This is a genomic window from Cupriavidus respiraculi (assembly GCF_914271545.1).
In the GTDB taxonomy this organism is placed as follows: domain Bacteria; phylum Pseudomonadota; class Gammaproteobacteria; order Burkholderiales; family Burkholderiaceae; genus Cupriavidus; species Cupriavidus respiraculi.
Genome location: NZ_CAJZAH010000002.1, coordinates 814689 through 839103 on the forward strand (window position 1 = coordinate 814689; position 24415 = coordinate 839103).

The following is a 24415-nucleotide window of genomic DNA, read 5'->3' on the forward strand; positions in this document are numbered from 1 at the left end:
CTCCCTGTCCGACTACAGCAGGATCACGCATGACCGCTTCCCTGAAGGCCGACGGAGCCTTGCTTCCCGACCCCGTACCCGCCGACGAACCGCTGCCGCCGCGCAAGATCATCCGCGGCTGGCTGATTCCGCTCGGCAAGCGCAGCACGCCCCGCGCGCTGGCGCTGTTCGCGCTCGATACCGCGCTGTTCGCGGCCGCCCTGGCGGGCGTGGCCATGGCCGGGCACTGGCTCGCCAAGCTCGCGATCGGCGTGCTGGTCGGCCTGATCATCGCCCGGCTCTTCATCATCGGCCACGACGCCTGCCACCAGAGCCTCACGCCGAACCGCCGGCTCAACAAGCTGCTGGGCCGGCTGGCCTTCCTGCCGTCGCTGACGCCCTACAGCCTGTGGGAAGTCGGCCATAACGTGGTCCATCACGGCTATACCAACCTGAAGGGCTTCGACTTCGTGTGGGCCCCGTACTCGCTCGAGGAATTCCAGGCCCTGCCCCGCTGGCGCCGCGCGCTCGAGCGCGTCTATCGCAACGGACTCGGCGCGGGCCTGTACTACCTGATCGAGATCTGGTGGCTGAAGCTGTTCTTCCCCGGCCGCCGCCAGATGGCGACGCGGCGCCCGATCTTCCTGTGGGACTGTCTGCTGAACGCGGCCTTCGGCGCGGCGTGGATCGGCGCGCTGGCCTGGATCGCCGTCGCCAGCGGGCAATCGGCCGCGCTGCTGATCGTGGCCGGCTTCGTGGTGCCCTTCCTGGTATGGAACGCTACGGTCGGCTTCGTGCTCTACGTGCACCACACCCACGCCAGCGTCGCGTGGTACGACACCAAGGCCATGTGGGCACGTGCCCAGCCGTTCGTCTCGACCACCGTGCACCTGCGCTTCCGCTACGGGGTGGGCGCGATGCTCCATCACATCATGGAACACACCGCCCACCACGTCGACATGAGCGTGCCGCTGTATCGCCTCAAGCGCGCGCAGGCCATGCTGGAGCACGCGCTGCCGGGCCGCATCATCATCGAGAACTTCACGTGGCGCTGGTACTTCGACACCGCCCGCCGCTGCAAGCTGTACGACTTCAAGGCCCTGTGCTGGACCGATTTCCGCGGCCGCCAGACCACCGAGGCTTCGCCCGTGCCGGCCTGATGCGCGGCGCGCGGGCACGTCCGCGACTGGACGGCCCCGCGCGGCGCCGGTTATACTGCGCGCTTCCATTGGGGAGTAGCCGCCCCGTTCGCATCGGAATACGAACGAACGGGGGCGTACGTCAACAGACTTGACCGCTTGCGGTTATGGCGTGCGCAGCTTCGGGATCGGGTGCAATGCCCGTTTCAGGCCTGGCGAGACCGATGACGTCGCCTTTCCGGCTGGGCCGGGGAAAGGCGCGCGTCATTGGCATCTCGCGATGCGCCGGCCCGTACACCAATAACAATGGATTCGTTCCTCATCTCCACAGGTATCGTCGCCCTTGCCGAAATGGGCGACAAGACGCAACTGCTCTCCCTGGTGCTCGCCGCGCGCTACCGCAAGCCACTGCCCATCATTGCCGGCATCCTGATCGCCACCCTCGTCAATCACGGCCTCGCCGGCGCCCTCGGCGGCTGGATCACGCAGGTGCTTGGCCCCGACGTGCTGCGCTGGATCCTCGGTGTCGGCTTTATCGCCATGGCCGGCTGGATGCTGATCCCCGACAAGCTCGACGACGCCGAGCAGCCCAAGCCGGCCAAGGGCGCCATCGGCGTGCTGGCCACCACCACGGTCGTGTTCTTCTTCGCCGAGATGGGCGACAAGACGCAGATTGCCACCGTGGCGCTGGCCGCGCGCTACTCCACCGAGGTGCTGGCCGTCGTCGCCGGCACGACCTTCGGCATGATGCTGGCCAATGCGCCCGCCGTGATGCTCGGCGAACGTTTCGCCAAGCGCATGCCGATCGCGCTGGTGCACAAGATCGCCGCGGGGATCTTCCTGGTGTTGGGGGTGCTGGCGCTGTTGGGCGTGGGCGGCTGACGCGAAGTCCGACGCCCCTGTTCAGCGCTCGACGGGCGTCAGCGTCTCCACGCGAATGGCGCGCAGCTGCGGTCCCGTGGTAGCGGCACGTTCGATCGTGCCGCTGGCCTCCACCATCGTGCCCTGCAGGCCCGACGCGCGCTCCAGCGGCACGCCAAGCAGTTCCCACCGCTGTTCGCCTGGGGTGTGCAGCACCACCGCCGGGCGCGGCATATTGCCGGACAGGCGCAGCTCGCCGCGTGCGGTGATGCGCTCGCCGGCTTGCCGTGCCGGTGCTGCACAGGCCGCGCACGCCATGGCGCCGGCCACCATCATGGCCATGGCGGCCATCGTCGATCCAAACCGCATGCTGTTCTCCTGAATCCCAATGGAAAATGGCGCGGCCGTGTCACCGGCCGCGCCATCGTTCTCGCGCGCTGACGCTACCTTGTCAGCGCCACGATATCAGCGAATCACCACCGACAGCGTGGTGTTGGCGGGTACCGTCACGGTTTCGGAGAACGTCCCCGATACCGCGGGGCGCAGCACCGGGAAGCTGGCCATCGCCTTCAGGAACGGCGGCACCGAGGCCGGCAGCGTGCGCGCGGCGCTGTACATCGACCCCTCGATCGGAATGATCGTGAAGTCGGTCTCGACGCGGCCGGGATACCCGAAGCCCGCCGGGGACGTGCCGGCCGGCAGCAGCGCTGCCGTCGTGCTCCAGCGGCTCAGCGCCTCTCCGAGGCCCGGACCGCCCGCTGCCTTGATCGACGCATCCAGCACTGTCTGCGAATCGTCGGAGGACTTGTTGGCCAGCAGGTGCTTGTAGAAAGCCAGACCGTACTGGCGCAGCAGGTAGCCGCCGAAGCTGCCCGAGACGCTATAGCCGTCGCACACCAGGCCCGCAACAAACGACGTCAACGTGCAGTTGTAGTTGCCGGCGCTCAGATAGGTAGCAAGCCGCACGTCGCGGATCTTGTTGTAGGTCGCATCGATGCGCGTGCTCAGCAGGTCTTCCATCACCATGGCCGTCATTTCCTCAAGCCACGTATCGTTCAGATAGTCCTTGCCATCGGTCGGCACCACGCCTCGCTGGTAGAAGTTCGCCATATGCGTCGCCTCGTGCGCCATGGTGGACTTCATCAGCTTACGTCCCGTCGTGCCGGCGAGGTACAGCGTTTCCGCGTCCAGGAACAGCGCCACCGCTTCGTTGCTGTCCGGCTCCGCCGTGCGCTTGAAGTTGTTCAGGCCCCAGAAGTAGCCGAGCGTGCCGTAGGCCTGCCCGTCATTGTTGAAGTTCAGCACCACGATGTCGATGGTCTGATTGTCCGCAATCAGATTGGTATAGGCATGCGGACCCCACGCCTTGCCCGCGACCTGCTCGACCATGCTGTGGATCGCGTTCGGGGCGGACGTGTAGGCGGCCACCAGCCCGCTCAGGATCGTCGGCGAGACCTTGGCCAGATCGAATTCGCCGTCCTCCACCCAGAAATTGATCACCGTGCCATCGCCCATGTTGACGTACTGACGCAGCGTGGTGTTGCGCACCTCGACGACGTTGCTGTCGTTGAGGTGATTCCAGGGACGGGGATCGCCGACTGCGTAGCCGGCAGCCCGCAGCGGTTGCGGCGTCACGGCCAGCACGTCGCGACGCTGGCGGCTCTGGCGCAGCAGTTCGGCGGCGCCCTTGCTGTTGAACTCGGCGATGCGCACCTTGGCGGCGGACTCTACCGTCTTGCCGTCGAGCACGCTCTTGAGCAGCGCGTTGCTTGGCTGGCGCTGCACGTCGGCCAGGGCAATGGCTGGCATCGGCTGAGGCGTGGCGCCCGTGTTGGTCAGCACCAGCATCACGTCCTGACCGGACAGGCCGCCGATATTGACCGGCACCTGCATCGGGGCGCCGGACGTGTTGGCCAGCTTCCACGTGCCCACGCCGGAGCCGGCGTACGTGTTGGCGGTCGTTGCCGAACAGTTGGCGCCATTGCAATCGGTGACCAGGCCCGTCGTGACGACCGGGGTCTCCGGAGTTTCCGGCACCGAGGGGGTCTCCGGGACCGCGGGGGCCGCCGGCGTCGTGACCGGCGGGTTTGCGGCAGCTGCCGGCGCGGCGTCGTCGCCGCCACCACCGCACGCGGCCATCAGACCGCTCATCAACATTGCCGCCGCGGCCGCAACGATACGCTTTTGTTCTGGATACGCCATGAATTGACTCACTTGCTTGGACTAAGAGGGGTGTCGCAGCAGGAGATAACGGCAGTACCGTTCGCATATGTAGTCGCCCCCTACCGAAGCAGGGCATGAAAAAACGGGGCTTTCGCCCCGTTTCGGTCAACCGGCCTGATGCCCCACGAAGATCAATTCGCCGTCCGCGCCCCACCCTCGAACCACTGCCCCAGCAAGGCCCGCTCGTCATCGGTGATCTGCGTCACGTTGCCCAGCGGCATGGCCTTCTGCTGCACGGCCTGCTGGTAGATCAGCTGCGCATGCGCCTTGATCTCTTCGGGCGTCTCCAGCTTGATGCCCTTGGCGGCGGTCGGCATCATCTTCGGCGCCTCGGCGTGGCACTGCACGCAGCGCGCGTTCATGATCTCCTGCACCTTGGTGAAGCTGACCTGCGTCGGCGCGGCGCCGCCGGGCTGCGCCGCCACCGGCGGGCGCGGCTGGGGCGCGACCATGAAGGCCACCAGGCCCAGCGCCGCGACGCCGGCCGCGGGCCACGCGATGTTGATGCGGCCCTTGTGCTTGAGGATGAAGAACTGGCGGATGAGCACACCGGCCAGCATGATCAGCACCAGCACCACCCAGTTGTGCTTGTGCGCGTAGGTCATGCTGTAGTGGTTCGACAGCATCGCGAACAGCACGGGCAGCGTGAAATAGGTGTTGTGCACACTGCGCTGCTTGGCGTTCTTGCCGTGCACCGGGTCCACCGGCTTGCCCTCGCGCAGCGCCGCCACGGTCTTGCGCTGGCCCGGAATGATCCACACCAGCACGTTCGCGCTCATGATGGTGGCGATCATCGCGCCGGTCAGCAGGAATGCCGCGCGGCCGGAGAACAGGTGGCACGCCACGTAGGCCGCCACCACCACGTAGAGCGCGACCAGGATGCCTACCACGCGGTCGTTCTTGAACATCCGGCAGATGCAGTCGTACACCACCCAGCCGGCGCCGAGATAGGCAAGCGCGAGTCCGACCGCCGCGCCGGGCGACATGTCGTAGACGTTCTTGTCGATCAGGAACGTGCTGGCGTTGAACAGGTACAGCACCACCAGCAGGCCGAAGCCGGTCATCCACGTCGAGTACGACTCCCAGTAGAACCAGTGCAGGTTCTGCGGCAGCGTCCTGGGCGCCGTGAGGTATTTCTGCGGGTTGTAGAAGCCGCCGCCGTGCACGGCCCACAGCTCGCCGCCCACGCCCTTGTCCTGCAGCTCCGGGTCGACCGGCTTCTGCAGGCTGTTGTCCAGCCAGACGAAATAGAACGAGGAACCGATCCACGCGATCGCTGTGATCACGTGCGCCCAGCGCAGCAGCAGATTGGCCCAGTCGAGGATATAGCCTTCCATCGTTGTCTCCTTGTGTCTCCGGGTCCGGTATCAGCTACCGCGGTAGGTCGAGTACGACCAGGGGGAAACGAGAAGGGGCACGTGGTAGTGCGCCGCGGTATCGGCGATGCCGAAGCGCAGGGTCACCACATCGAGGAAGGCCGGTTCGGGCAGCGAGACGCCGCGGGCGCGGAAATAGTCGCCGGCGCCGAACTCCAGTTCGTAGACGCCGGGCTGGAAGCTGTCGCCCTCCAGCAGGGGACGGTCGCAGCGGCCGTCGTCGTTGGTGCGGACGGTGGCGAGCGTTTCTCGCTGATTGTCGACAATTTTATGCAGGGCAATCGACATGCCCTTGCCGGGAATGCCGGCAGCGGTGTCGAGCACGTGGGTGGTCAAGCGTCCCATGGTTGTGTTCCTTCGCACTGTGGGTGGTGAAAGGCGCCGCTGCCTTCACTAGCACCATTTTCGGGATGGTGCCCGCTCGGTACGTCGTCTCGACGCATCCCGGCGCTGCCGTGGTGCATGGGACGATGCCTTGCACCAGGCTGGATATCAACTGCGGGATTACCCGCGGTTGTCAAAAACCTGCTCAGGTTTTGTTGACAATATTGAATCGCCATCCAAATAATTGTCAACAATTTTCGGAAAGGCCTCACCCGATCCGAACTCCCGCTTCGCATCTCCTTTCGCCGGGGTGTCCCGATGTCAAAGAATCTCAAGCTGATCGCCGCCGCGGATGACAACGCCGCCACCGGTGCCCTCGCCGCCGACGGCAAGCCGCTGCGCAAGGGCTCCACCGAGGAGCGCATGTACCACGAGATCTACGACGCGATCATGGAGCACCGGCTGCCCCCGCGCACCAAGCTGACCGAGCACTCGCTGTGCGAGATCTATGCCACCGCGCGCCACACCGTGCGCAAGGTACTGGCGCGCCTGGCGGCCGACGGCATGGTGGACCTGGAACCGAACCGCGGCGCGTTTATCGCCAGCCCCTCCACCGACGAAGCGCACGACATGTTCGAGCTGCGCCAGATGCTGGAGCGCGCGGTGCTCGACAAGCTGGCCGCGATGCGCGACGTCAAGGCCGTGATCGCCCCGGTGCGCAAGATGGTCGCCGCCGAGCGGCAGGCGTTCCTGAACCATGAGCGGCCCAAATGGATCCGCCTGTCGGCCGAGTTCCATACGGCCCTGGCCGAGTTGTCGGGCAATGCGCTGCTGGTGACGATGATGCGCCGGCTGGTATCGCGCACCACGCTGATGATTGCCAGCGTGGAAGCGCCCGGCAACAACGCGTGCTCCTTCGACGAGCACGAGGAAATCCTCGATGCGCTCGAGCGGGGCGACGCCGCGCTGGCGCAGGCGCGCATGGCGCACCACCTCGGCGCATGCGCCGACCGCGTGCAGCCCGACGAACCGGGCAACTTCGATCTTCGCAGCGTGCTGGGACGCTCCACCTAGCGCAATGTTTCAAGCCGCGGCATGCGGCAGAAAGGCTCACCCCCGCTCGGGCAAGGTCACGTCGTTCCCGAAGCGGACCCGCTGCAAGCGATTGCCGCCACCACCATAAAGGGCCCCCGTCATGCCGCGTTCCCATCCAACCAAAGGAGAGGAGACAACCCCAATGACAAGCGCAAGCACAACGGTCCCCGCGGACCTGACCAATGAGCGGCTTCCCTCCGGGCGGCTGCTGGCGCTCGGATTGCAGCATGTCCTGGTGATGTATGCCGGCACGGTGGCGGTGCCGCTGATCGTCGGCGGCGCGCTGAAGCTGCCCAAGGACCAGCTCGCGTTCCTGATCAACGCCGACCTGTTCGCCGCGGGCATCGCCACGCTGATCCAGGCCATCGGCTTCTGGAAATTCGGCATCCGGCTGCCGGTGATGATGGGCGTGACGTTCGCTTCGGTCGCGCCGATGATCGCCATCGGCTCCGACCCGAATATCGGCCTGCTTGGCATCTATGGCGCGGTGATCGCGTCGGGCATTTTCGGCATCGTGATCGCGCCGATGATGGGCCGCATGCTTGGGCTGTTTCCGCCGGTCGTCACCGGCACCGTCATCACGCTGATCGGCGTATCGCTGATGCGGGTGGGCATCAACTGGGCCGCCGGCGGACAGCCGACCACGCGCGCGGTGATCGACGGCGTGGTCAAGGACGTGCCCAACCTCGCCTATGGCGACCTGGGTTCGCTGGGCATCGCGGGGCTGACCCTGGTGACCATCCTGCTGCTGACCAAGTACGGCCGCGGACTGGTATCGAACTGCGCCGTGCTGCTGGGCATCATCGTCGGCACGCTCGTGGCCATGGCGCTGGGCAAGGTGTCGTTCGAAGGGCTGAACGAGGCGAGCTTCGTGGCGGTCATCACGCCGCTGCATTTCGGCATGCCGACCTTCCACCTGTCCGCCATCCTGTCGATGTGCATCGTGATGGTGATCACGCTGGTGGAATCGACAGGCATGTTCCTCGCGCTGGCCGACATCACGGGCAAGCGGCTGTCCAACGCCGACCTGACGCGCGGCCTGCGCGCCGACGGCCTGGGCACGGTGATCGGCGGCGTGTTCAACACGTTCCCCTACACGTCGTTCTCGCAGAACGTGGGACTCGTCACGGTGACCGGCGTGCGCTCGCGCTATGTGGCGGCGGCCGGCGGCATCATCCTGATCGCCTTCGGTCTCTTTCCGAAGATGGCCCATGTGGTCGCGTCCGTGCCGCAGTTCGTGCTCGGCGGCGCCGGCATCGTGATGTTCGGCATGGTCGCGGCGACCGGCATCCGCATCCTGGGCTCGTGCGATTTCAACCGCAACCGGCACAACCTGTTCATCGTCGCCATTTCCATCGGCGCCGGCATGATTCCCACGCTGGCACCGACATTCTTCCAGTACCTGCCCGCCTGGACCACCCCGTTCACGCATAGCGGCATCGTGCTGGGCACCATCGTGGCGGTCGCGCTGAACCTGTTCTACAACGGCATGCAGTCCGCCGACCAGGCCATGCGCAACGCCGCGGCCAATACGCACGGCACCGAGTAAGGCTGGGCCGGGCAAGAGCCCGGCCATGCCAGCACGAGGCGGCCGCGAGAGGATCCGTTCCTGTCAACCCAAGTGACCCTGATGACTACCAACAACTATCCACGCGATCTCATCGGTTACGGCAAGGCGCCGCCCCATGCGGCATGGCCGGGCGGCGCCCGAGTCGCGCTGCAGTTCGTCCTGAACTACGAAGAGGGCGGCGAGAACAACGTCCTGCACGGCGACGCGGGCTCGGAGCAGTTTCTGTCCGAGATCATCGGCGCGGCGGCCTACCCGGATCGCCACATGAGCATGGAGGGCATCTACGAGTACGGCTCGCGCGTGGGCGTCTGGCGCATCCTGCGCGAGTTCGAGCAGCGTGGTCTGCCGCTGACCGTGTTCGGCGTCTCCATGGCGCTGCAGCGCCATCCGGAGCTCACGCGCGCCTTCGTCGAGCTCGGCCACGAGATCGCGTGCCATGGCTGGCGCTGGATCCACTACCAGGGCATCGACGAGGCCACCGAGCGCGAGCACATGCGCATCGGCATGCAGATCATCAAGGATCTGACCGGCGCGGCGCCGCTGGGCTGGTACACCGGGCGCGACAGTCCGAACACGCGGCGGCTGGTCGTCGAGCATGGCGGCCTGCTGTACGACTCGGACTACTACGGCGACGACCTGCCCTTCTGGACCGAGGTGCAGACGCGGGACGGGGAGGTCCGGCCGCATCTGGTGGTGCCCTACACGCTGGACACCAACGACATGCGCTTCGCCACGGCGCAGGGCTTCAACACCGGCGAGCAGTTCTACCAGTACCTGAAGGACGCGTTCGACGTGCTCTATGCCGAGGGCGATCCGGCCGGGCTGAACCAGCCGAAGATGCTGTCGGTCGGCATGCACTGCCGCCTGCTCGGCAGGCCGGGGCGGCTGCGCGCGCTGCAGCGCTTCCTCGACTACGTGCAGTCGCACGACAGGGTCTGGATCTGCCGCCGCATCGATATCGCGCGGCACTGGATCGAGACACATCCCTACCAGGGCCGCGCGGCCCGCTGAGCGAGATATCACGACGTGACACAAGCAACCACCTATACCCTGTCCCAGCTCAACGACCTGCCTGCCGCGCAATTCGTGCAGGTGCTCGGCGGCATCTACGAGCATTCGCCGTGGGTGGCCGAGCGCGCCGCGGCACTGCGTCCCTTCGACAGCCTCGCCGCGCTGGCCGCGGCGATGCGCGACGCGGTGGACGACGCCGGCGAAGCGGCCCAACTCAAGCTGGTGCGCGCCCACCCGGAGCTTGCCGGCAAGGCCGCCGTGCGCGGCGAGCTGACCGCCGAGTCCACCCGCGAGCAGGCCGGAGCGGGACTGGACCAGTGCTCCGCCGAGGAATTCGAGCGGTTGCAAGCGCTCAACGCGGGCTACAACCAGAAGTTTGGCTTTCCCTTCATCCTCGCCGTGCGCGGCTACGATCGCGCCGGCATCATCGAGCAGTTCGCCCGCCGCATCGAGAACGACCCCGCCACCGAGTTGCAAACTTGCATCAACCAGATCCATCGCATTGCGCAGTTCCGGCTCGACGACTTAGTATCCGGCTGAGCCAAAAAATGGCGCCCCGCATGCCGGGCATCGCGACCCGGCAACGGCATCGAGGCGGCGCGCCAAACGACGAGAAGCGTCCTTCAGGACCTCGCAGGCAACGACCACAACGGAACTATCACGGAGGTTTTTTCATGCAGAAGCAGTTCAAGCCGGCGCTCAAGCTGGCGGCGATGGCGGCGGCCCTGTGCAGCGGCGCGGCCATGGCACAGTCCAGCGTCACGCTCTACGGCCAGGTCGACATGTTCGTCGGCGGGATCAAGAGCCCGGGCACCGGCGAGCGCGCCTATGTCGCCAACTCGGGCGGCATGCAGACCTCGTACTGGGGCATCAAGGGCACCGAGGACCTGGGCCGCGGCCTGAAGGGCATCTTCGACCTGAACGGCTTCTATCGTACGGACAACGGCCGCTCCGGCCGCTTCGACGGCGACGCGATGTTCAGCCGCAATGCCTACGTCGGCCTGCAGAGCGAGACGCTGGGCACGATCAAGCTGGGCCGCAACACCACGCCCTACTTCCTCTCCACCATCCTGTTCAACCCGCTGGTCGACTCGTATGTGTTCGCGCCGTCGATCTTCCACACGTATTTCAGCGCCACCAGCGGCTCGGTGTTCGACCCGGGCGTCATCGGCGATTCGGGCTGGAGCAATTCGGTGCTCTACTCCACGCCGAAGTTCGGCGGCCTGACCGCCAACCTGATCTACAGCTTCGGCGAAAGCGCCGGCGAAGTGGGCCAGAACAAGTGGGGCGGCAACCTGATGTACTTCAATGGCGCCTTCGGTGCCACGGCGGCGTTCCAGCAGGTCGACTTCAACAGCGTGCCCAACGATCTGGACACGGCCGGCCTCGAACGCCAGGACGCGACGCAGATCGGCCTCTCGTACGACTTCAAGGTGGTCAAGCTGTTCGCGCAGGGCCAATACATCAAGACCAAGGCGCTGGCCGGCGCGCCGTCGGGCGATATCAAGCACACCAACGGCCAGATCGGCGCGGCGGTGCCTATCGGCGCCGGCAGCCTGCTCGCTTCGTATTCCTACGCAAAGGCCGAGAACGACCTGGGCGACTTCAAGCGCAACACCATCGGCATCGCCTACGACTACAACCTGTCCAAGCGCACCGACGTGTACGCCGCCTACTACTACGACAAGATCACCGGCCTCGAGCACGGCGATTCGTTCGGCGTAGGCGTGCGCCACAAGTTCTGACGCAGCGCTCCACAGCTTCGGTGTGCGCCCCTCTCCCGCCAACGGGAGAGGGGCGGGGGTGAGGGTGAACGCCCGCCATCCTGCACAAGCTGACACCACCTCTGCCCCCCACCCTCGCCCGTGCGGCGAAACCAAAGCACCAGCACCAGCAACTACCGTCGCCCTGCTGCGTCGCAACGCATTGAAATCAGATTTATGCGGGATTGAAAGACAAAGCCCAATAGCCCTATTCAATTGGCGACCGGTTCTGGCCGTGCATACATTAGTTTTCCATGCAACGACTCGCCAAGCGAAGGGGTGACTCATGCGGCGGAATGCGAAAACCCGGTCGGAGTTGATGGCAATCCTCAACCAGTGTCTCAACAACAACCCGGAGTGCGGGGAATGCGAGTTGCACGCCATGCGCGTGCATCAGCCGGACCATACCGGCTGCAACTGGAGCGCGGAGGTGGACTTCCCGTTCGAGCCAAGCGATAACCTGTCGACGCAGCTTGCCGCGGCGAAATCCATCATCGTGGACATACGTCTGCAGTACAACGTGCTCCAATAGGAACGCATCGGATCGTCTTCGGAACGTCCGCGACACGGCAATGCTGCCGTGCCACAAAGAAAAAAGCCGGGTTCTCACCCGGCTTTTTTCATTTGCCCGTCGACTGCAATCAGCGCACCGCACCTGCCTCGGCTACCGCCACCGCCGTCATATTGACGATGCGGCGCGTGGTGGCCTGCGGGTTCAGGATATGCACGGGCTTGGCGGCGCCGAGCAGGATCGGGCCGATCGTCACGCCTTGCCCGCCGGTGATCTTCAGCAGGTTGAAGGCGATATTGGCCGCGTCCAGCGTCGGCATCACCAGCAGGTTGGCCGAGCCGGTCAGCTTGGTGCCCGGCAGGAAATGCCGGCGCACGTCCTCGACCAGCGCCGCGTCGCCCTGCATCTCGCCCTCGACTTCGAGCTCCGGCGCGATGCGGTGCAGGATCTCCTGGGCCGCGCGCATTTTGCGCGCCGAGGCACGGTTGGACGAACCAAACATCGAATGCGAGACCAGCGCCACCTTCGGCTGCAGGCCGAAGCGCTGGATTTCCTCCGCCGCCAGCTGGGTGATCGCAGCCAGTTCCTCGGCCGTCGGATCTTCGTTGACGAAGGTGTCGGTGATGAACAGCGTGTACTTCTCCAGCATCAGCGCGTTCATCGCGGCCAGCACATTGGCGCCCGGCGCCATGCCGATCACGTCGCGCACATGCTCCAGATGGGCCTCGAAGCGGCCGACCGTGCCGCACAGCAGTGCATCGGCATCGCCCATATGCATCAGCATGGTGCCGATCAGCGTGTTCGAGCGGCGCAGCGCCACCTTGGCCATGTCGGGCGTGACGCCGTCGCGGCCGCGCAGCGCGTGGTAGGCCTCGTGGTAGGCGCGATAGCGCGGATCGTCTTCGGGATTCACCAGCTCGAAGTCCACGCCGGGTTTCAGGCGCAGGCCTGCCTTGTCGATGCGCATCTGGATGACGTGCGGACGGCCGATCAGGATCGGACGGGCCAGGCCTTCATCGACCACGCTCTGCACGGCGCGCAGCACGCGCTCTTCCTCGCCCTCCGCATAGGCCACGCGCTTGGGCGCGGCCTTCGCGGCGGTGAACACCGGCTTCATGATCAGGCCGGTGTGATAGACGTACTGCGTCAGTTGCTGGCGATACGCTTCCAGGTCCTTGATCGGACGCGTCGCCACGCCGGACTCTTCCGCGGCCTTGGCCACGGCCGGCGCGATCTTCTCGATCAGGCGCTGGTCGAACGGCGTCGGGATGATGTAGTCGGGACCGAACTTCAGCTCCTGGCCGGCGTAGGCGGCGGCCACGGCGTCGTTCATCTCGGCTTCCGCCAGATCGGCGATGGCCTTGACGCACGCGAGCTTCATTTCCTCGGTGATCTTCGTGGCGCCGCAATCCAGCGCGCCCCGGAAGATGTACGGGAAACACAGCACGTTGTTGACCTGGTTCGGATAGTCCGAGCGGCCGGTGGCGATGATGCAGTCGGGGCGCGCGGCCTTGGCGACTTCCGGGCGGATTTCCGGCTCGGGGTTGGCCAGCGCCAGGATGATCGGCTGGTCCGCCATGGTCTTGACCATGTCGCCGGTCAGCACGCCGGCGGTGGAGCAGCCCAGGAACACATCGGCGCCGTTGACGATATCGGCCAGCGTGCGGGCCGAGGTGTCCTGCGCGTAGCGCGCCTTGTTCGCTTCCATGTTGGCGTCGCGGCCCACATAGATCACGCCCTTGGAATCGACCACCGAGATGTTCTCGCGCTTCACGCCCAGGCTCACCATGGTGTCCAGGCACGCGATGGCCGCGGCGCCCGCGCCGGACACGGCGAGCTTCACCTTGGCGATATCCTTGCCCACCACCTTCAGGCCGTTGAGCAGCGCGGCCGCGGAAATGATGGCCGTGCCGTGCTGGTCGTCGTGGAAGACGGGGATATTCATCCGCTCGCGCAGCTTCTTCTCGATGTAGAAGCACTCGGGCGCCTTGATGTCTTCGAGATTGACGCCGCCCAGCGTCGGCTCGAGCGCGGCCACGATCTCGACGATCTGGTCGGGGTCGCGTGCGTCGAGCTCGATGTCGAACACGTCGATGCCGGCGAACTTCTTGAACAGGCAGCCCTTGCCTTCCATCACCGGCTTGCCGGCGAGCGGGCCGATATCGCCCAGGCCCAGCACCGCGGTGCCGTTGGTGACCACCGCCACCAGATTGCCGCGCGAAGTGTATTCGGCCGCCATGGCCGGATCCTTGGCGATCTCCTCGCAGGCGTAGGCCACGCCCGGGGAATACGCCAGCGACAGGTCGCGCTGGTTCGACAGCGCCTTGGTGGCCGTTACCTGGATCTTGCCTTTGGTGGGACTGCGGTGATATTCCAGCGCGGCGAGACGCAACTGCGCTTCGGGACTGTTGGGGGCTTGCTGCGTTGCATCACTGCTGGTCTTGCTGCTCATGTCGCTCGTCCGGAGTTGGGCCCTGGCACGCGAGGCCGTTCATCGTGCCTGCATTGCGATGGTCTCGCGATGCGTTGCGCCGCAGTGCAACATGCAGGAAGGATGCATCGATGCGAGACAGGGCCGGAAAAATTCGAGGAGCTATTCTAGCCTACGGATGCATGCAAAAGGCGCTGTGGAAGCGTGCCGCAAGGGTTATTCGGAGAGCCGCCCTGCGACCGCCATCGTCGTGGCAATGGAAAAGGCCCGCGCATGCGGGCCTTTCGTCCGGCGCGGACCGGTCATCGGATCGGCAAGAAGGCGGCCGTCACCGCGGCTTGTCCACCTCCAGCGTCACGCGCCGGGGCCTGCCGCTCTCGATCGGAAAATCGGTGAAGGCGCTGCGGATCAGATACGGCATGACCGCCGGCAGCGCACCGCCCTCGCTCATGTTCTGCGCGGTCACCTGATAGACCCGGCGATTGGTGGCGGCCTCGTGGAAGTAGACGCGCAGCGTCGACAGCGTCGCGGGCACGTCGCGCACCACCGTCTGCGGCGGCCAATAGCCCGGGCCCCAGGGACCCCACGGCCCCCAAGGGCCCCAGCCCCCCATGCCGTAGTAGCCCGGCGGCCCCCAGTAGGGTCCCCACGGACCCCACGGGTCGGCGTAGGTCTCCTGCACGCGCACCAGCCGCGGATCGGAGTCGAACTCCACGCGCACGAGATAGCGCGCCTTTGGCCGCGGAACCCGCTCGAAGCCCAGGGTGCCCAGCTTCTCGGCGACCCACCCTTCGTAGGTATCGCGATCGAGCTGCGCTTCCTCGCCCTTGGCCCGGTCGAACGCGTAGGTGCGCGGCGGGTCGTTCTGCCAGTCCGGCTGCCGGAACGCGGTCACATCCGTCGTGATGGTGCTGGCGCAGCCCGAGAGCACCACCACGCCAAGCGCCGCCAGTCCGCCCGCCAGCCTGCTCCGTGCTTCGCGTACCAGGCGCAGGCACCTGTCCAGTGCCTGCCGGCCACCCCCGTACCACTGCCTCATGATGTCGTTCCTTTCCTTCGAGAAGGCCGGCCCCCGTGCACCGCCGGCGTACTGCTGTGACCGTGGCGCGGCACCCGGAATTCCCGGCGCCAGCCGCGGCCGGTGGGCTTGGCTACAATGAATTCCTTGGCGCCATGTCCCGCTACCTCGCCGGACGCCCGGCGCTCCACGGACCTCCGAGGATAGGATTCCATGCTTCGCACCGATACGCCCGTCACCGTCTACCGCAAAGACTATACCCCGCCCGCGTTCACCATAGACCATGTCGATCTGCGTTTCGAACTGGACCCGCGGCGCACGATCGTCACCAGCACGCTGCGCTTCAAGCGCACCCAGGCGGCCGTGCCGCTGGTGCTGGCCGGACAGGAACTGGAACTGCTCGCCGTGACCCTGGAGGGCGAGCCCTTCGAAGGCTTCCAGCAGGACGACGAGACACTGACGCTGCCCGGGCTTTCGACCGAAGGCACGCTGCAAATCGTCACCGCCTGCAAGCCGGACGCCAACACCTCGCTGTCGGGTCTCTACGTCTCCAACGGCAATTTCTTTACGCAGTGCGAGGCCGAGGGATTTCGCAAGATCACCTACTTCCTGGACCGGCCCGACGTGATGACAACCTTCCGCGTCACGCTGCAGGCCGACCGCGCAGCCTATCCGGTGCTGCTGTCCAACGGCAACCTGGTCGCCGAACGCGATCTTGGCGACGGCCGCCACGAAGCCGTGTGGGAAGACCCGTTCAAGAAGCCGGCCTACCTGTTCGCGCTGGTGGCAGGCAAGCTCGAGCGCATCGAGGAGACCATCACCTCCGCCTCGGGCAAGGAAAAATTGCTGCAGGTGTGGGTGGAAGCGCAGGACCTGGGCAAGACCCGCCATGCGATGGACTCGCTGATCCATTCGATCCGCTGGGACGAGCAGCGCTTCGGCCTGGAGCTCGACCTGGACCGCTTCATGATCGTCGCGGTCGGCGACTTCAACATGGGCGCGATGGAAAACAAGGGCCTGAACATCTTCAACACCAAGTACGTGCTGGCGAATGCCGAGACGGCGACCGACGCCGACTTCGCCAATATCGAATCGGTGGTGGGCCACGAGTATTTCCACAACTGGACCGGCAATCGTGTGACCTGCCGCGACTGGTTCCAGCTCTCGCTCAAGGAAGGCCTGACCGTCTTCCGCGATCAGGAATTCTCCGCCGACATGATGGGCGACGAGTCCGGCCGCGCGGTCAAGCGCATCGAGGACGTGCGGGTGCTGCGCCAGGTCCAGTTCCCGGAGGACGCCGGCCCGATGGCGCATCCGGTGCGTCCGGACAGCTACGAGGAGATCAACAACTTCTACACCGTCACCGTCTACGAAAAAGGCGCCGAGGTGGTCCGCATGTACCAGACCCTGCTGGGCCGCGAGGGCTTCCGCAAGGGCATGGACCTGTATTTCGAGCGGCACGACGGCCAGGCCGTGACCTGCGACGACTTCCGCGCCGCGATGGCCGATGCCAACGGCCGCGACCTCGCGCAGTTCGGCCGCTGGTACAGCCAGGCCGGCACCCCGGTGGTCGATGTGCGCACCGCCTGGGACGCGCAAGCCGGCAGCCTCACGCTGACGCTGACGCAGCAGTGCCCCAAGGTCGGCATCGAGACGCGGCCCGGCACGCCCGACAAGCTGCCCTTCCACATCCCGTTCGCGCTCGGCCTGGTGGGTGCCGATGGCCACGACCTCCCGCTGCAGCTGGCCGGCGAAAGCCAGCCCGGCGGCACCACCCGCGTGCTGGACTTCACCGAGGCCGAGCAGACCTTCCTGTTCGTCAACCTGCCCAAGGGCGCGCGCGCGCCGCTTCCCTCGCTGCTGCGCAATTTCTCCGCGCCGGTCATCGTCGACGTGGAGTACACCGATGCCGAACTGACGTTCCTGCTGGCGCACGACAGCGACGCGTTCAACCGCTGGGAAGCGGGGCAGCGTCTCGCCACGCGGGCGCTGCTCAAGCTGGTGGCCGACGTGCAGGAAGAGCGCGAGCTGACGCTGGACCCCGCCCTGATCCAGGCCTTCCGCGCGGTGCTGGTGGACCGCACGCTCAGCCCGGCCTTCCGCGAGCAGGCGCTGATGCTGCCCGCCGAAGCCTATCTGGCCGAACGCATGGGCGTGGCCGATCCGGCCGCCATCCATCGCGCCCGCCAGTTCATGCGCGAGGCGCTGGCCCACGCGCTGCAGGCCGACCTGCTGGCCGAATACGAGGCCAACGCCACGCCCGGCGACTACAGCCCCGACGCGATTTCGTCGGGCAAGCGCGCGCTGCGCAACCTGGCGCTGGGCTACCTGGCTGACTCCGGTTCGGCGCAGATGCAGGCGCTGGCCGGCGAGCAATACCAGCAGGCCAACAACATGACGGACCGCTTTGCCGCGCTGGCCGCGCTGGTCAACAGCTTCGCGCCGGGCCGCGAGGCCGCGTTGGCAGACTTCTACCGGCGCTTCGAGAACGATGCGCTGGTGGTCGACAAATGGTTCGCGCTGCAGGGCATGCAACGCGGCTCGGTGGGCCCGCACGGTGGCAAGCGCACCATCGATACGGTGCGCGCGCTGATGCAGCATCCCGCGTTCAACCTGCGCAACCCCAATCGCGCCCGCTCGCTGATCTTCAGCTTCTGCTCGGGCAACCCGGCCCAGTTCCACGCCGAGGACGGCTCGGGCTACGAATTCTGGGCCGACCAGGTGCTGGCGCTCGATTCCATCAATCCGCAGGTGGCCGCACGCCTGGCGCGCGTGATGGACCGCTGGCAGAAGTACGCGCTGCCGCTGCGCGAGCGGATGCACGCGGCGCTGCAACGGGTGGCCGCCGCGCCGAGCCTGTCGCGCGACGTGCGCGAGATCGTCGGCAAGGCGCTGGCCGCCTGAGCGGGCTCGCGCCCCGGTTCATCCCTTTGGAGATGGCCGGGGCAAACCGGCCGCCTGTAGAATGGCGGCCGTCCAAGGAGAAAACATGACCCGCATCAGTCTCACGCGCTATCTGGTCGAGGAGCAGCGCCAGCACAACACGATCGAGCCCGAGCTGCGGCTGCTGATCGAAGTGGTCGCCCGCGCCTGCAAGGCCATTTCCAACGCCGTCAGCAAGGGCGCGCTCGCCGGCGTGCTCGGCTCGGCCGGCACCGGCAACGTGCAGGGCGAAACGCAGCAGAAGCTCGACGTGATCGCCAACGAAGTGCTGCTCGACGCCAACGAATGGGGCGGCCACCTCGCCGCCATGGCTTCGGAGGAAATGGACTCCTTCTACGAGATCCCCAACCGCTATCCGAAGGGCGAATACCTGCTGCTGTTCGATCCGCTGGACGGCTCGTCGAACATCGACGTCAACGTCTCGATCGGCACCATCTTCTCGGTGCTGCATATGCCCAAGCCGGGCCAGACCGTCACCGAGGCCGACTTCCTGCAGCCCGGCGCGCGCCAGGTCGCGGCCGGCTATGCGGTCTACGGCCCGCAGACCACGCTGGTGCTGACCGTCGGCAACGGCGTGCACATGTTCACGCTGGACCGCGAGGCCGGCAGCTTCGTGCTGACGCAGTCGGACGTGCAGATTCCCGCGGACACCAAGGAGTTCGCGATCAACATGTCCAATATGCGCCACTGGGCCCCGCCCGTGCGCCGCTATATCGACGAATGCCTCGCCGGCGAGGAAGGTCCGCGCGGCAAGAACTTCAATATGCGCTGGGTCGCCTCGATGGTGGCCGATGTGCATCGCATCCTCACGCGCGGCGGCATCTTCATGTATCCCTGGGACAAGCGGGAACCGGAGAAGGCCGGCAAGCTGCGCCTGATGTACGAGGCCAACCCGATGGCCATGCTGGTCGAGCAGGCCGGCGGCGCGGCCACCAACGGCGTGCAGCGCATCCTCGATATCGAGCCGGAGAAGCTGCACCAGCGTGTGGCCGTGGTGCTGGGCTCGAAGAACGAGGTCGAGCGCGTGACCCAGTATCACCGGGAAGCGCAGCAGGGCTGACGTCCTTCGGCGCACGCCCACACGACGGCCGGCGAGACATCGCCGGCCGTTCTGCTTTCAGACACGGCTGACGCCACAGGCGGCTGGCGCTCCCTAAGCTGCTGTTTCCATCGACTCCCGAGGAACAGCCATGCCTGCCATTTCCGCGGCCGCCCCGCGCCGCTCGCCTTGGATGCCCGATAGCGGCCACGACGTCCCGCTGCCCCACCGGCCCGGCTGCGGCTTCGCCCCTGCCTCCGAGAGCGTCGTCGCCGTCGTCGCCGGGCGGTTGCGCAGCGCGCTGGACACGGCCGACGCGCTCGGCCTGGGCCCGGCCGACCCGATCGACCTGCACGTCTGCGAACTGCGCCAGCTCGCCCGCTGGGGCATCGTTGCGGGGGCGCAGGATATCCGCCCGTACTTCCAGCGCTGGACCATCGACGACGCCGACCCGGTGTTTCCGGTCGCGGTGGCCGAGCTGCGCGGGATGCTGGCGCGGCTTGACGCCCTGCACCCGATGGAAGATCGATCCGGGGCGATCGCCCCGCCGCCCCTGGGCCGGACGTTCTGCTGACGCTTGCGCCGGTCCCATGGCCATGGGACCGGCGCCCCAGAAAAGTGGCAGCAGGGGCTTCCCAACCGCAAAAACCGCTGCTATTATTGCGGGCTCTATCCGGCTCCGCCCGGAAAGGTCGCCGAAGTAGCTCAGTCGGTAGAGCAGCTCATTCGTAATGAGAAGGTCGGGGGTTCGATTCCTCTCTTCGGCACCAACGGATCCAAACGCAAAGCCCAGCCCTCCGGCTGGGCTTTGTCGTTTCCGGGCGCGGCGCTTCTGACGCGGCCGCAATGCCGCCACACTTGTTACTCCCCGCGTTCGCTGCACGGTGCCAAACTGGTTCACGCCCCACCACGGGCCATGAGCAGCGAAGGGCATTGCCATCTCCCCGCGAGCCGCAGGCGCCTTCGCTCCAACCCAGGAGATCGCAGACGCCATGACTACCTCAGCACAGAACGGAAACAAGGGCGGAACGTCCGCCATGCACACGCCACCCGTGGTCTCGCCCCAGGCATGGGAGGCCGCGCGCCAGCAGTTGCTCGTCAAGGAAAAGGCCCACACGCGCGCCCGCGACGCGCTGGCGTCCGAGCGCCGCCGCATGCCATGGATGGCGGTGGAGAAGGACTACGCCTTCGAGGGTCCGGCGGGCAAGCTCAGCTTGCGCGAGATGTTCGACGGCCGGCGCCAGTTGATCGTCTACCGCGCCTTCTTCGAGCCGGGCGTGTTCGGCTGGCCCGACCATGCCTGCCGCGGCTGCTCACTGGTGGCCGACCAGGTGGCCCATGTCGCGCACCTGAACGCGCGCGACACGACGCTCGCGTTCGTCTCGCGCGCGCCGCAGTCAGACATCGCGCGGCTGAAAGCCCGCATGGGCTGGACGATGCCATGGTTCACGATCACCGACGACTTCGACACCGACTTTGGCGTCAACGAATGGCACGGCACCAACGTGTTCTTTCGCGACGGCGAACGCGTGTTCCGCACCTACTTCCTGAACAACCGCGGCGACGAGCAGATGGGCGGCACGTGGAACTACCTGGACATCACGCCGCTAGGCCGGCAGGAGGTCTGGGAGGATTCGCCGGAGGGCTACCCGCAGACACCGCCCTACAAATGGTGGAACTGGCACGACAGCTACGTGGCGGGCGCGGAGCCGGACAGGAAATGGGTGGAGATTTCCGATGCCGGGGAGAAGGCGTTCCGCAACCAGCAGGCTGGCGCCAATCCATGATGCAAGCGGGGGCGCAGCACATTCAGACTTCCCTCATGCCCGCCCCGCGGCGGGCGCCATAACCTGTCTCCTCCCACTGACTCTCTACGGAGGAAACCATGAGTCTGAACGTCATTCCCTGCATCGACATCAACAACCGCCTCGCCCCCGAGGCCGCGCCAATTCCCGCGGACTGGCGGCGGCCCATCGCGGCGGACGTGGCCTACAACACCCTGCTGCCCGCCGACAAGGACGAGGTCGGCGAGGTCGCCGCGCTGCTGGACAACTTGCTCCGCGAAGCGCGCGGCGATTTCTCGACGATGATGCATACGGTGCCGCTGGACGTACTGCGCAAGCTCGACAGCTGGGGCATCAAGATCAGCGGCGAACTGGTGGGCGACTACTTCGACCTCGGTTCGATCGACGACCGCGATCCCACCTATCCGATCACAACCGACGAACTCCGTGCGCTGCGCGGGGCGCTGGCGCGCCTCGAGCATGCGGGCGACCGACTGCTGTGTCCGCGGGGGCGAACGGCGGGGCTCAGGGTGGTGAGCGGCGGGGTCTGAGCCTGACGCCCGCGGCATCGCGGTGACGGCCGGTCGCCCCGGAATTTCCCTGGGCGACCGGCCGTCAATAGCGAATCAGCAGGGATCTCGGCAACGCCGGGCTGTGTCAACATGGGTGCGTTCTCCCTACGGAGCACCGCCATGCCCATCCGTTTCCTGCGCGACATCTCGGGTAAGGACCGATCGCAGCCATCGAACCGCCGGCTCGGTCTGTCGCTCGCCTTCGTCGCCGGCGCCACCAATGCCGGCGGCTTCCTGGCCGTGCAGCAATACACGTCGCACATGACCGGAATCGTCTCGCATATGGCCGACGAACTCGCGGTCGGCGACATCGCCACTGTCACGACCGGTCTCGGCGGGCTGCTCTGCTTTCTCGGCGGCGCCGCGACCACTGCAGCGCTGGTGAACTGGGCCCGCCGCCAGAACCTGCAGAGCGCCTATGCCGCCCCGCTGATGCTGGAGGCCGCGCTGCTGCTGCTCTTCGGCCTGCTCGGCCACGCCTTCGTCGACCGCAACTGGATGTTCGTGCCGGCCACCGTCGCGCTGCTGTGCTACATCATGGGCCTGCAGAATGCGCTGATCACGAAGGCGTCGAACTACGAGATCCGCACGACCCATGTGACCGGCATCGTTACCGACTTGGGAATCGAGCTGGGCAAGCTGTTTTACTGGAATGTCGCCACGCACGAACACAGGGTGCTGGCGAACCGGCCCAAGCTGCGCCTGCTGGGCGGATTGCTGGCCATGTTCTTTGTCGGCGGCGTGGCCGGTGCGCTGGGCTTCAAGCGTATCGGTTTCGTGACCACGGTGCCGCTCGCCCTGATCGTTTCGCTGCTGGCGGTGGTGCCCATCGTCGACGACCTGCGGGACCGGCTGCGCTGAGGGCCGGCATCACGGAGCACGGCCCCGCTCCGCCGCCCGTCCCGCACGCTACACAAACCCGATCCGGTCATCCACCAACCGCAGCTCGCCCCCGTTCATGTCCTCCATCACCCGCATCGACTTCTGGCCGATCCACAGCGTCACGCCGCCATGGATCTTCTTGCCGACGACCACCGCCGCCTCGGGATAGGGCTGCAGCTGCTCGGTCAGCTGGACCAGCCGGGCGTCGATGTCGAGCGTTTCGCGCGTGTATTTGAACAGGGTGGCGCGGGCCTTTTCGCGCAGTTCCGGCGTAGCCTTTTCGGGATGCTTGGCGAAGAAGGCGATCAGTTGCTGCACCTTGGCCTGGTCCTGCTCCATGCGTTCGCGCGTGGATTCGAGCGCGGCCTTCTCGGCGCCCATGTAAGGATTCAGGCCGACATGGATGACCGTCGCGGTGCCCGCATGCGCGCCCAGCGTGGCGGCGCGTACCGCATGCCAGGCGCGGCAGCGCCCGCCCGTGATATTGCCGGCGCCGACGGCGGGATCGCCAGCGGTGATGGTCTCTCCGGCCGCGACATCGCTCTGGCGGATGCCGCTCTCCACCGCAATGCTGGTGCCCGCTTCGACCACCGCGTTTTCGATGAAGCGCGCATGGACCGCGCCCTTGCAGTGGATGCGCGCGATCGCGCTGGCGGGATCGTGCTGGCCGGTCTCGGACTTGCCGATGATGCCGCCGCTGACCATCACGTTGCCGCCGGCCTCGACGTGGGCGGCCTCGATGGTGCCGCTGACGATGACATCGCCCGCGACCTTTACGGTCATGCCCGTCTTGATATCGCCGTTGACGCGCAGCGTGCCGTCGAAGGCGATATTGCCCGAATGCATGTCGACGGCCTCGACGTCGACGACCGGATTGACCGAGATGCCGTTGGCGATGACCGACGGCATGCCGGCCACCGCGGCCACCAGCACGTTGGGATCCTGCGGGTCGGGCGCGACGCCGCTGACCCGTTCGGAGAACGGCGGGTCGGCGACCTCGGGGGCCGGCAGCGTGCGGCCGTAGACGTCCTTGCCCGCCGTGCCCGGCACCGCGGGAACGCGGCGCATCAGCGGCGTGCCCGGCTTGACCAGCAGCAACGAGCCGAGATCGCGAAAGTCGATGCGTGCGGTCTTGCTGTCTTCCGCGGGCCGCCGGTCCTGCAGCAGGTTGACGAAGCGCGCCGGCGTGCCCGGCTTCGGCGCGATGCCGGTCACGATGGGCAGCCCGTCGCAAACGCCCGCCTCGAAGGCGCGGTTCAGCGCGTCCTCGTCCGGCTCCGCCACGATGGCGCGCGAGGCCAGCGCCGTGCGCACGTCGATCGGCGTGACCGGCTTGCCGCCCTGCGCGGCCAGCAACGTGAGCCGCACCGTCAGTTCGTCGCGTTCGATCTCCAGCTCGAAATAGCCGTCGAGCAGTTCGCCGACGACGGCCTCCACCGGCTCGCTGCCGCGCTGGCACGCCAGCAGCCATTTGCCGATGGCGCCATCGTCGAGGCTCGCCTCGTGCCAGCCCTTGGCCGCCAGCGCGTCGAGCAGCTCCGCCCGATCCGGCGGCATGCGGCCGTCGTCCGGCACGAACGTCGCGATGATTGTCTTACCCGTTCCGTCCAACCCTACCGTCAAACCCCGCGCGGTGTCGCTCCCCGGCTCCGCGCTTGTGATGCCCGCCGTGGCGGCACCGATCACCGCCATATTGTCGGTCTCGATGTTCATGGGTCCCCCTGTTGTTCTGACTTCGTGTACAGGCAGACGGCGCCAAGACATGCCGCCCTGTCGTAAACCACGGCGGATTGTCCGCAAAGTTTAGGGCTCTGGGGGGCTCACCCCCCTTCATGGGGGTCGTTGCACGCTGCTGGTGCTAGGGGATTACCCCAGGATGCCGGTCAACGTGACC

At 66.6% G+C, this 24415-nt stretch carries 21 protein-coding genes, 1 tRNA gene and 1 riboswitch; of the genes, 15 read left to right on the forward strand and 7 right to left on the reverse strand.

The annotated features are described in order from the left end of the window. Positions 1–29: 29 nt before the first annotated feature. Together LDO27_RS11570 and LDO27_RS11575 are read left to right on the forward strand one after the other, a co-directional pair. Positions 30–1139 carry a fatty acid desaturase gene (locus tag LDO27_RS11570; protein ID WP_224041892.1) on the forward strand — a complete coding sequence of 370 codons (1110 nt, stop codon included), beginning with the start codon at positions 30–32 and terminating at the stop codon, positions 1137–1139. Positions 1140–1197: 58 nt separating this feature from the next. Next, positions 1198–1347: riboswitch (yybP-ykoY riboswitch) on the forward strand. A 77-nt stretch (positions 1348–1424) separates the two neighbouring features. Next, positions 1425–2000 (forward strand): TMEM165/GDT1 family protein, encoded by a 576-nt coding sequence (locus LDO27_RS11575; protein ID WP_222201518.1) that lies wholly within the window; start codon positions 1425–1427, stop codon positions 1998–2000. 21 nt (positions 2001–2021) lie between these two features. Here LDO27_RS11575 and LDO27_RS11580 read toward each other — a convergent pair whose 3' ends face one another. The 4 genes from LDO27_RS11580 to uraH all read right to left on the reverse strand — a co-directional run bounded on the left by LDO27_RS11580 (position 2022) and on the right by uraH (position 5923). Then, a complete protein-coding gene (locus LDO27_RS11580) occupies positions 2022–2348 on the reverse strand; it encodes a hypothetical protein (RefSeq protein ID WP_222201519.1) in 327 nt (108 codons plus the stop codon). 96 nt (positions 2349–2444) lie between these two features. Continuing rightward, positions 2445–4016, reverse strand: a complete 1572-nt coding sequence (locus LDO27_RS11585) for a M30 family zinc metallopeptidase (protein WP_224041894.1) — start codon at positions 4014–4016, stop codon at positions 2445–2447. A gap of 317 nt (positions 4017–4333) precedes the next feature. Further along, positions 4334–5539: a urate hydroxylase PuuD gene (locus tag LDO27_RS11590; protein WP_224041896.1), complete on the reverse strand. Its 1206-nt coding sequence runs from the start codon at positions 5537–5539 to the stop codon at positions 4334–4336. A 30-nt stretch (positions 5540–5569) separates the two neighbouring features. Further along, positions 5570–5923, reverse strand: coding sequence for a hydroxyisourate hydrolase (uraH, locus tag LDO27_RS11595; protein ID WP_224041897.1), 354 nt, complete (start codon positions 5921–5923; stop codon positions 5570–5572). A 297-nt stretch (positions 5924–6220) separates the two neighbouring features. Here uraH and LDO27_RS11600 point away from each other — a divergent pair, with 297 nt between their 5' ends. The 6 genes from LDO27_RS11600 (at position 6221) to LDO27_RS11625 (ending at position 11873) form a co-directional block, all read left to right on the forward strand. Then, complete coding sequence (locus LDO27_RS11600; RefSeq protein WP_222201523.1) at positions 6221–6976, forward strand: GntR family transcriptional regulator; 756 nt, start codon at positions 6221–6223, stop codon at positions 6974–6976. Positions 6977–7139: 163 nt separating this feature from the next. Then, positions 7140–8546 carry a nucleobase:cation symporter-2 family protein gene (locus LDO27_RS11605; protein WP_222201524.1) on the forward strand — a complete coding sequence of 469 codons (1407 nt, stop codon included), beginning with the start codon at positions 7140–7142 and terminating at the stop codon, positions 8544–8546. 81 nt (positions 8547–8627) lie between these two features. Next, positions 8628–9578, forward strand: a complete 951-nt coding sequence (gene puuE / locus LDO27_RS11610) for an allantoinase PuuE (RefSeq protein WP_224041899.1) — start codon at positions 8628–8630, stop codon at positions 9576–9578. 15 nt (positions 9579–9593) lie between these two features. Continuing rightward, positions 9594–10118 (forward strand): 2-oxo-4-hydroxy-4-carboxy-5-ureidoimidazoline decarboxylase, encoded by a 525-nt coding sequence (uraD, locus tag LDO27_RS11615; protein WP_222201526.1) that lies wholly within the window; start codon positions 9594–9596, stop codon positions 10116–10118. Positions 10119–10252: 134 nt separating this feature from the next. Beyond that, positions 10253–11323, forward strand: a complete 1071-nt coding sequence (locus tag LDO27_RS11620) for a porin (protein WP_222201527.1) — start codon at positions 10253–10255, stop codon at positions 11321–11323. Positions 11324–11627: 304 nt separating this feature from the next. Next, positions 11628–11873: a hypothetical protein gene (locus tag LDO27_RS11625; protein ID WP_222201528.1), complete on the forward strand. Its 246-nt coding sequence runs from the start codon at positions 11628–11630 to the stop codon at positions 11871–11873. A 109-nt stretch (positions 11874–11982) separates the two neighbouring features. Here LDO27_RS11625 and LDO27_RS11630 read toward each other — a convergent pair whose 3' ends face one another. Beyond that, on the reverse strand, positions 11983–14304 hold the full coding sequence (locus LDO27_RS11630) for an NADP-dependent malic enzyme (RefSeq protein ID WP_222201529.1): 2322 nt from the start codon (positions 14302–14304) through the stop codon (positions 11983–11985). A gap of 307 nt (positions 14305–14611) precedes the next feature. Further along, positions 14612–15322, reverse strand: a complete 711-nt coding sequence (locus tag LDO27_RS11635) for a DUF4136 domain-containing protein (protein ID WP_377747151.1) — start codon at positions 15320–15322, stop codon at positions 14612–14614. Between the two features lie 192 nt (positions 15323–15514). Between LDO27_RS11635 and pepN the strand changes: the two genes are divergently transcribed. From pepN to LDO27_RS11670, 7 genes are all read left to right on the forward strand, one after another. Continuing rightward, positions 15515–18205, forward strand: a complete 2691-nt coding sequence (gene pepN / locus LDO27_RS11640) for an aminopeptidase N (protein ID WP_224041902.1) — start codon at positions 15515–15517, stop codon at positions 18203–18205. A gap of 85 nt (positions 18206–18290) precedes the next feature. Beyond that, positions 18291–19304: a class 1 fructose-bisphosphatase gene (locus LDO27_RS11645; RefSeq protein ID WP_222201532.1), complete on the forward strand. Its 1014-nt coding sequence runs from the start codon at positions 18291–18293 to the stop codon at positions 19302–19304. Positions 19305–19434: 130 nt separating this feature from the next. Next, complete coding sequence (locus LDO27_RS11650; RefSeq protein WP_224041904.1) at positions 19435–19857, forward strand: hypothetical protein; 423 nt, start codon at positions 19435–19437, stop codon at positions 19855–19857. A gap of 120 nt (positions 19858–19977) precedes the next feature. Further along, a tRNA-Thr gene (locus LDO27_RS11655) sits at positions 19978–20053 on the forward strand. 222 nt (positions 20054–20275) lie between these two features. Continuing rightward, complete coding sequence (locus LDO27_RS11660; protein WP_224041906.1) at positions 20276–21070, forward strand: DUF899 domain-containing protein; 795 nt, start codon at positions 20276–20278, stop codon at positions 21068–21070. A 98-nt stretch (positions 21071–21168) separates the two neighbouring features. Next, positions 21169–21618, forward strand: coding sequence for a hypothetical protein (locus tag LDO27_RS11665; protein WP_224041907.1), 450 nt, complete (start codon positions 21169–21171; stop codon positions 21616–21618). 141 nt (positions 21619–21759) lie between these two features. Next, on the forward strand, positions 21760–22500 hold the full coding sequence (locus LDO27_RS11670; RefSeq protein WP_377747155.1) for a YoaK family protein: 741 nt from the start codon (positions 21760–21762) through the stop codon (positions 22498–22500). A gap of 48 nt (positions 22501–22548) precedes the next feature. On the opposite strand, the gene LDO27_RS11675 is transcribed toward LDO27_RS11670, so the two are convergent. Beyond that, positions 22549–24234: a DUF342 domain-containing protein gene (locus LDO27_RS11675; RefSeq protein WP_224041908.1), complete on the reverse strand. Its 1686-nt coding sequence runs from the start codon at positions 24232–24234 to the stop codon at positions 22549–22551. Positions 24235–24415 lie beyond the last annotated feature (181 nt).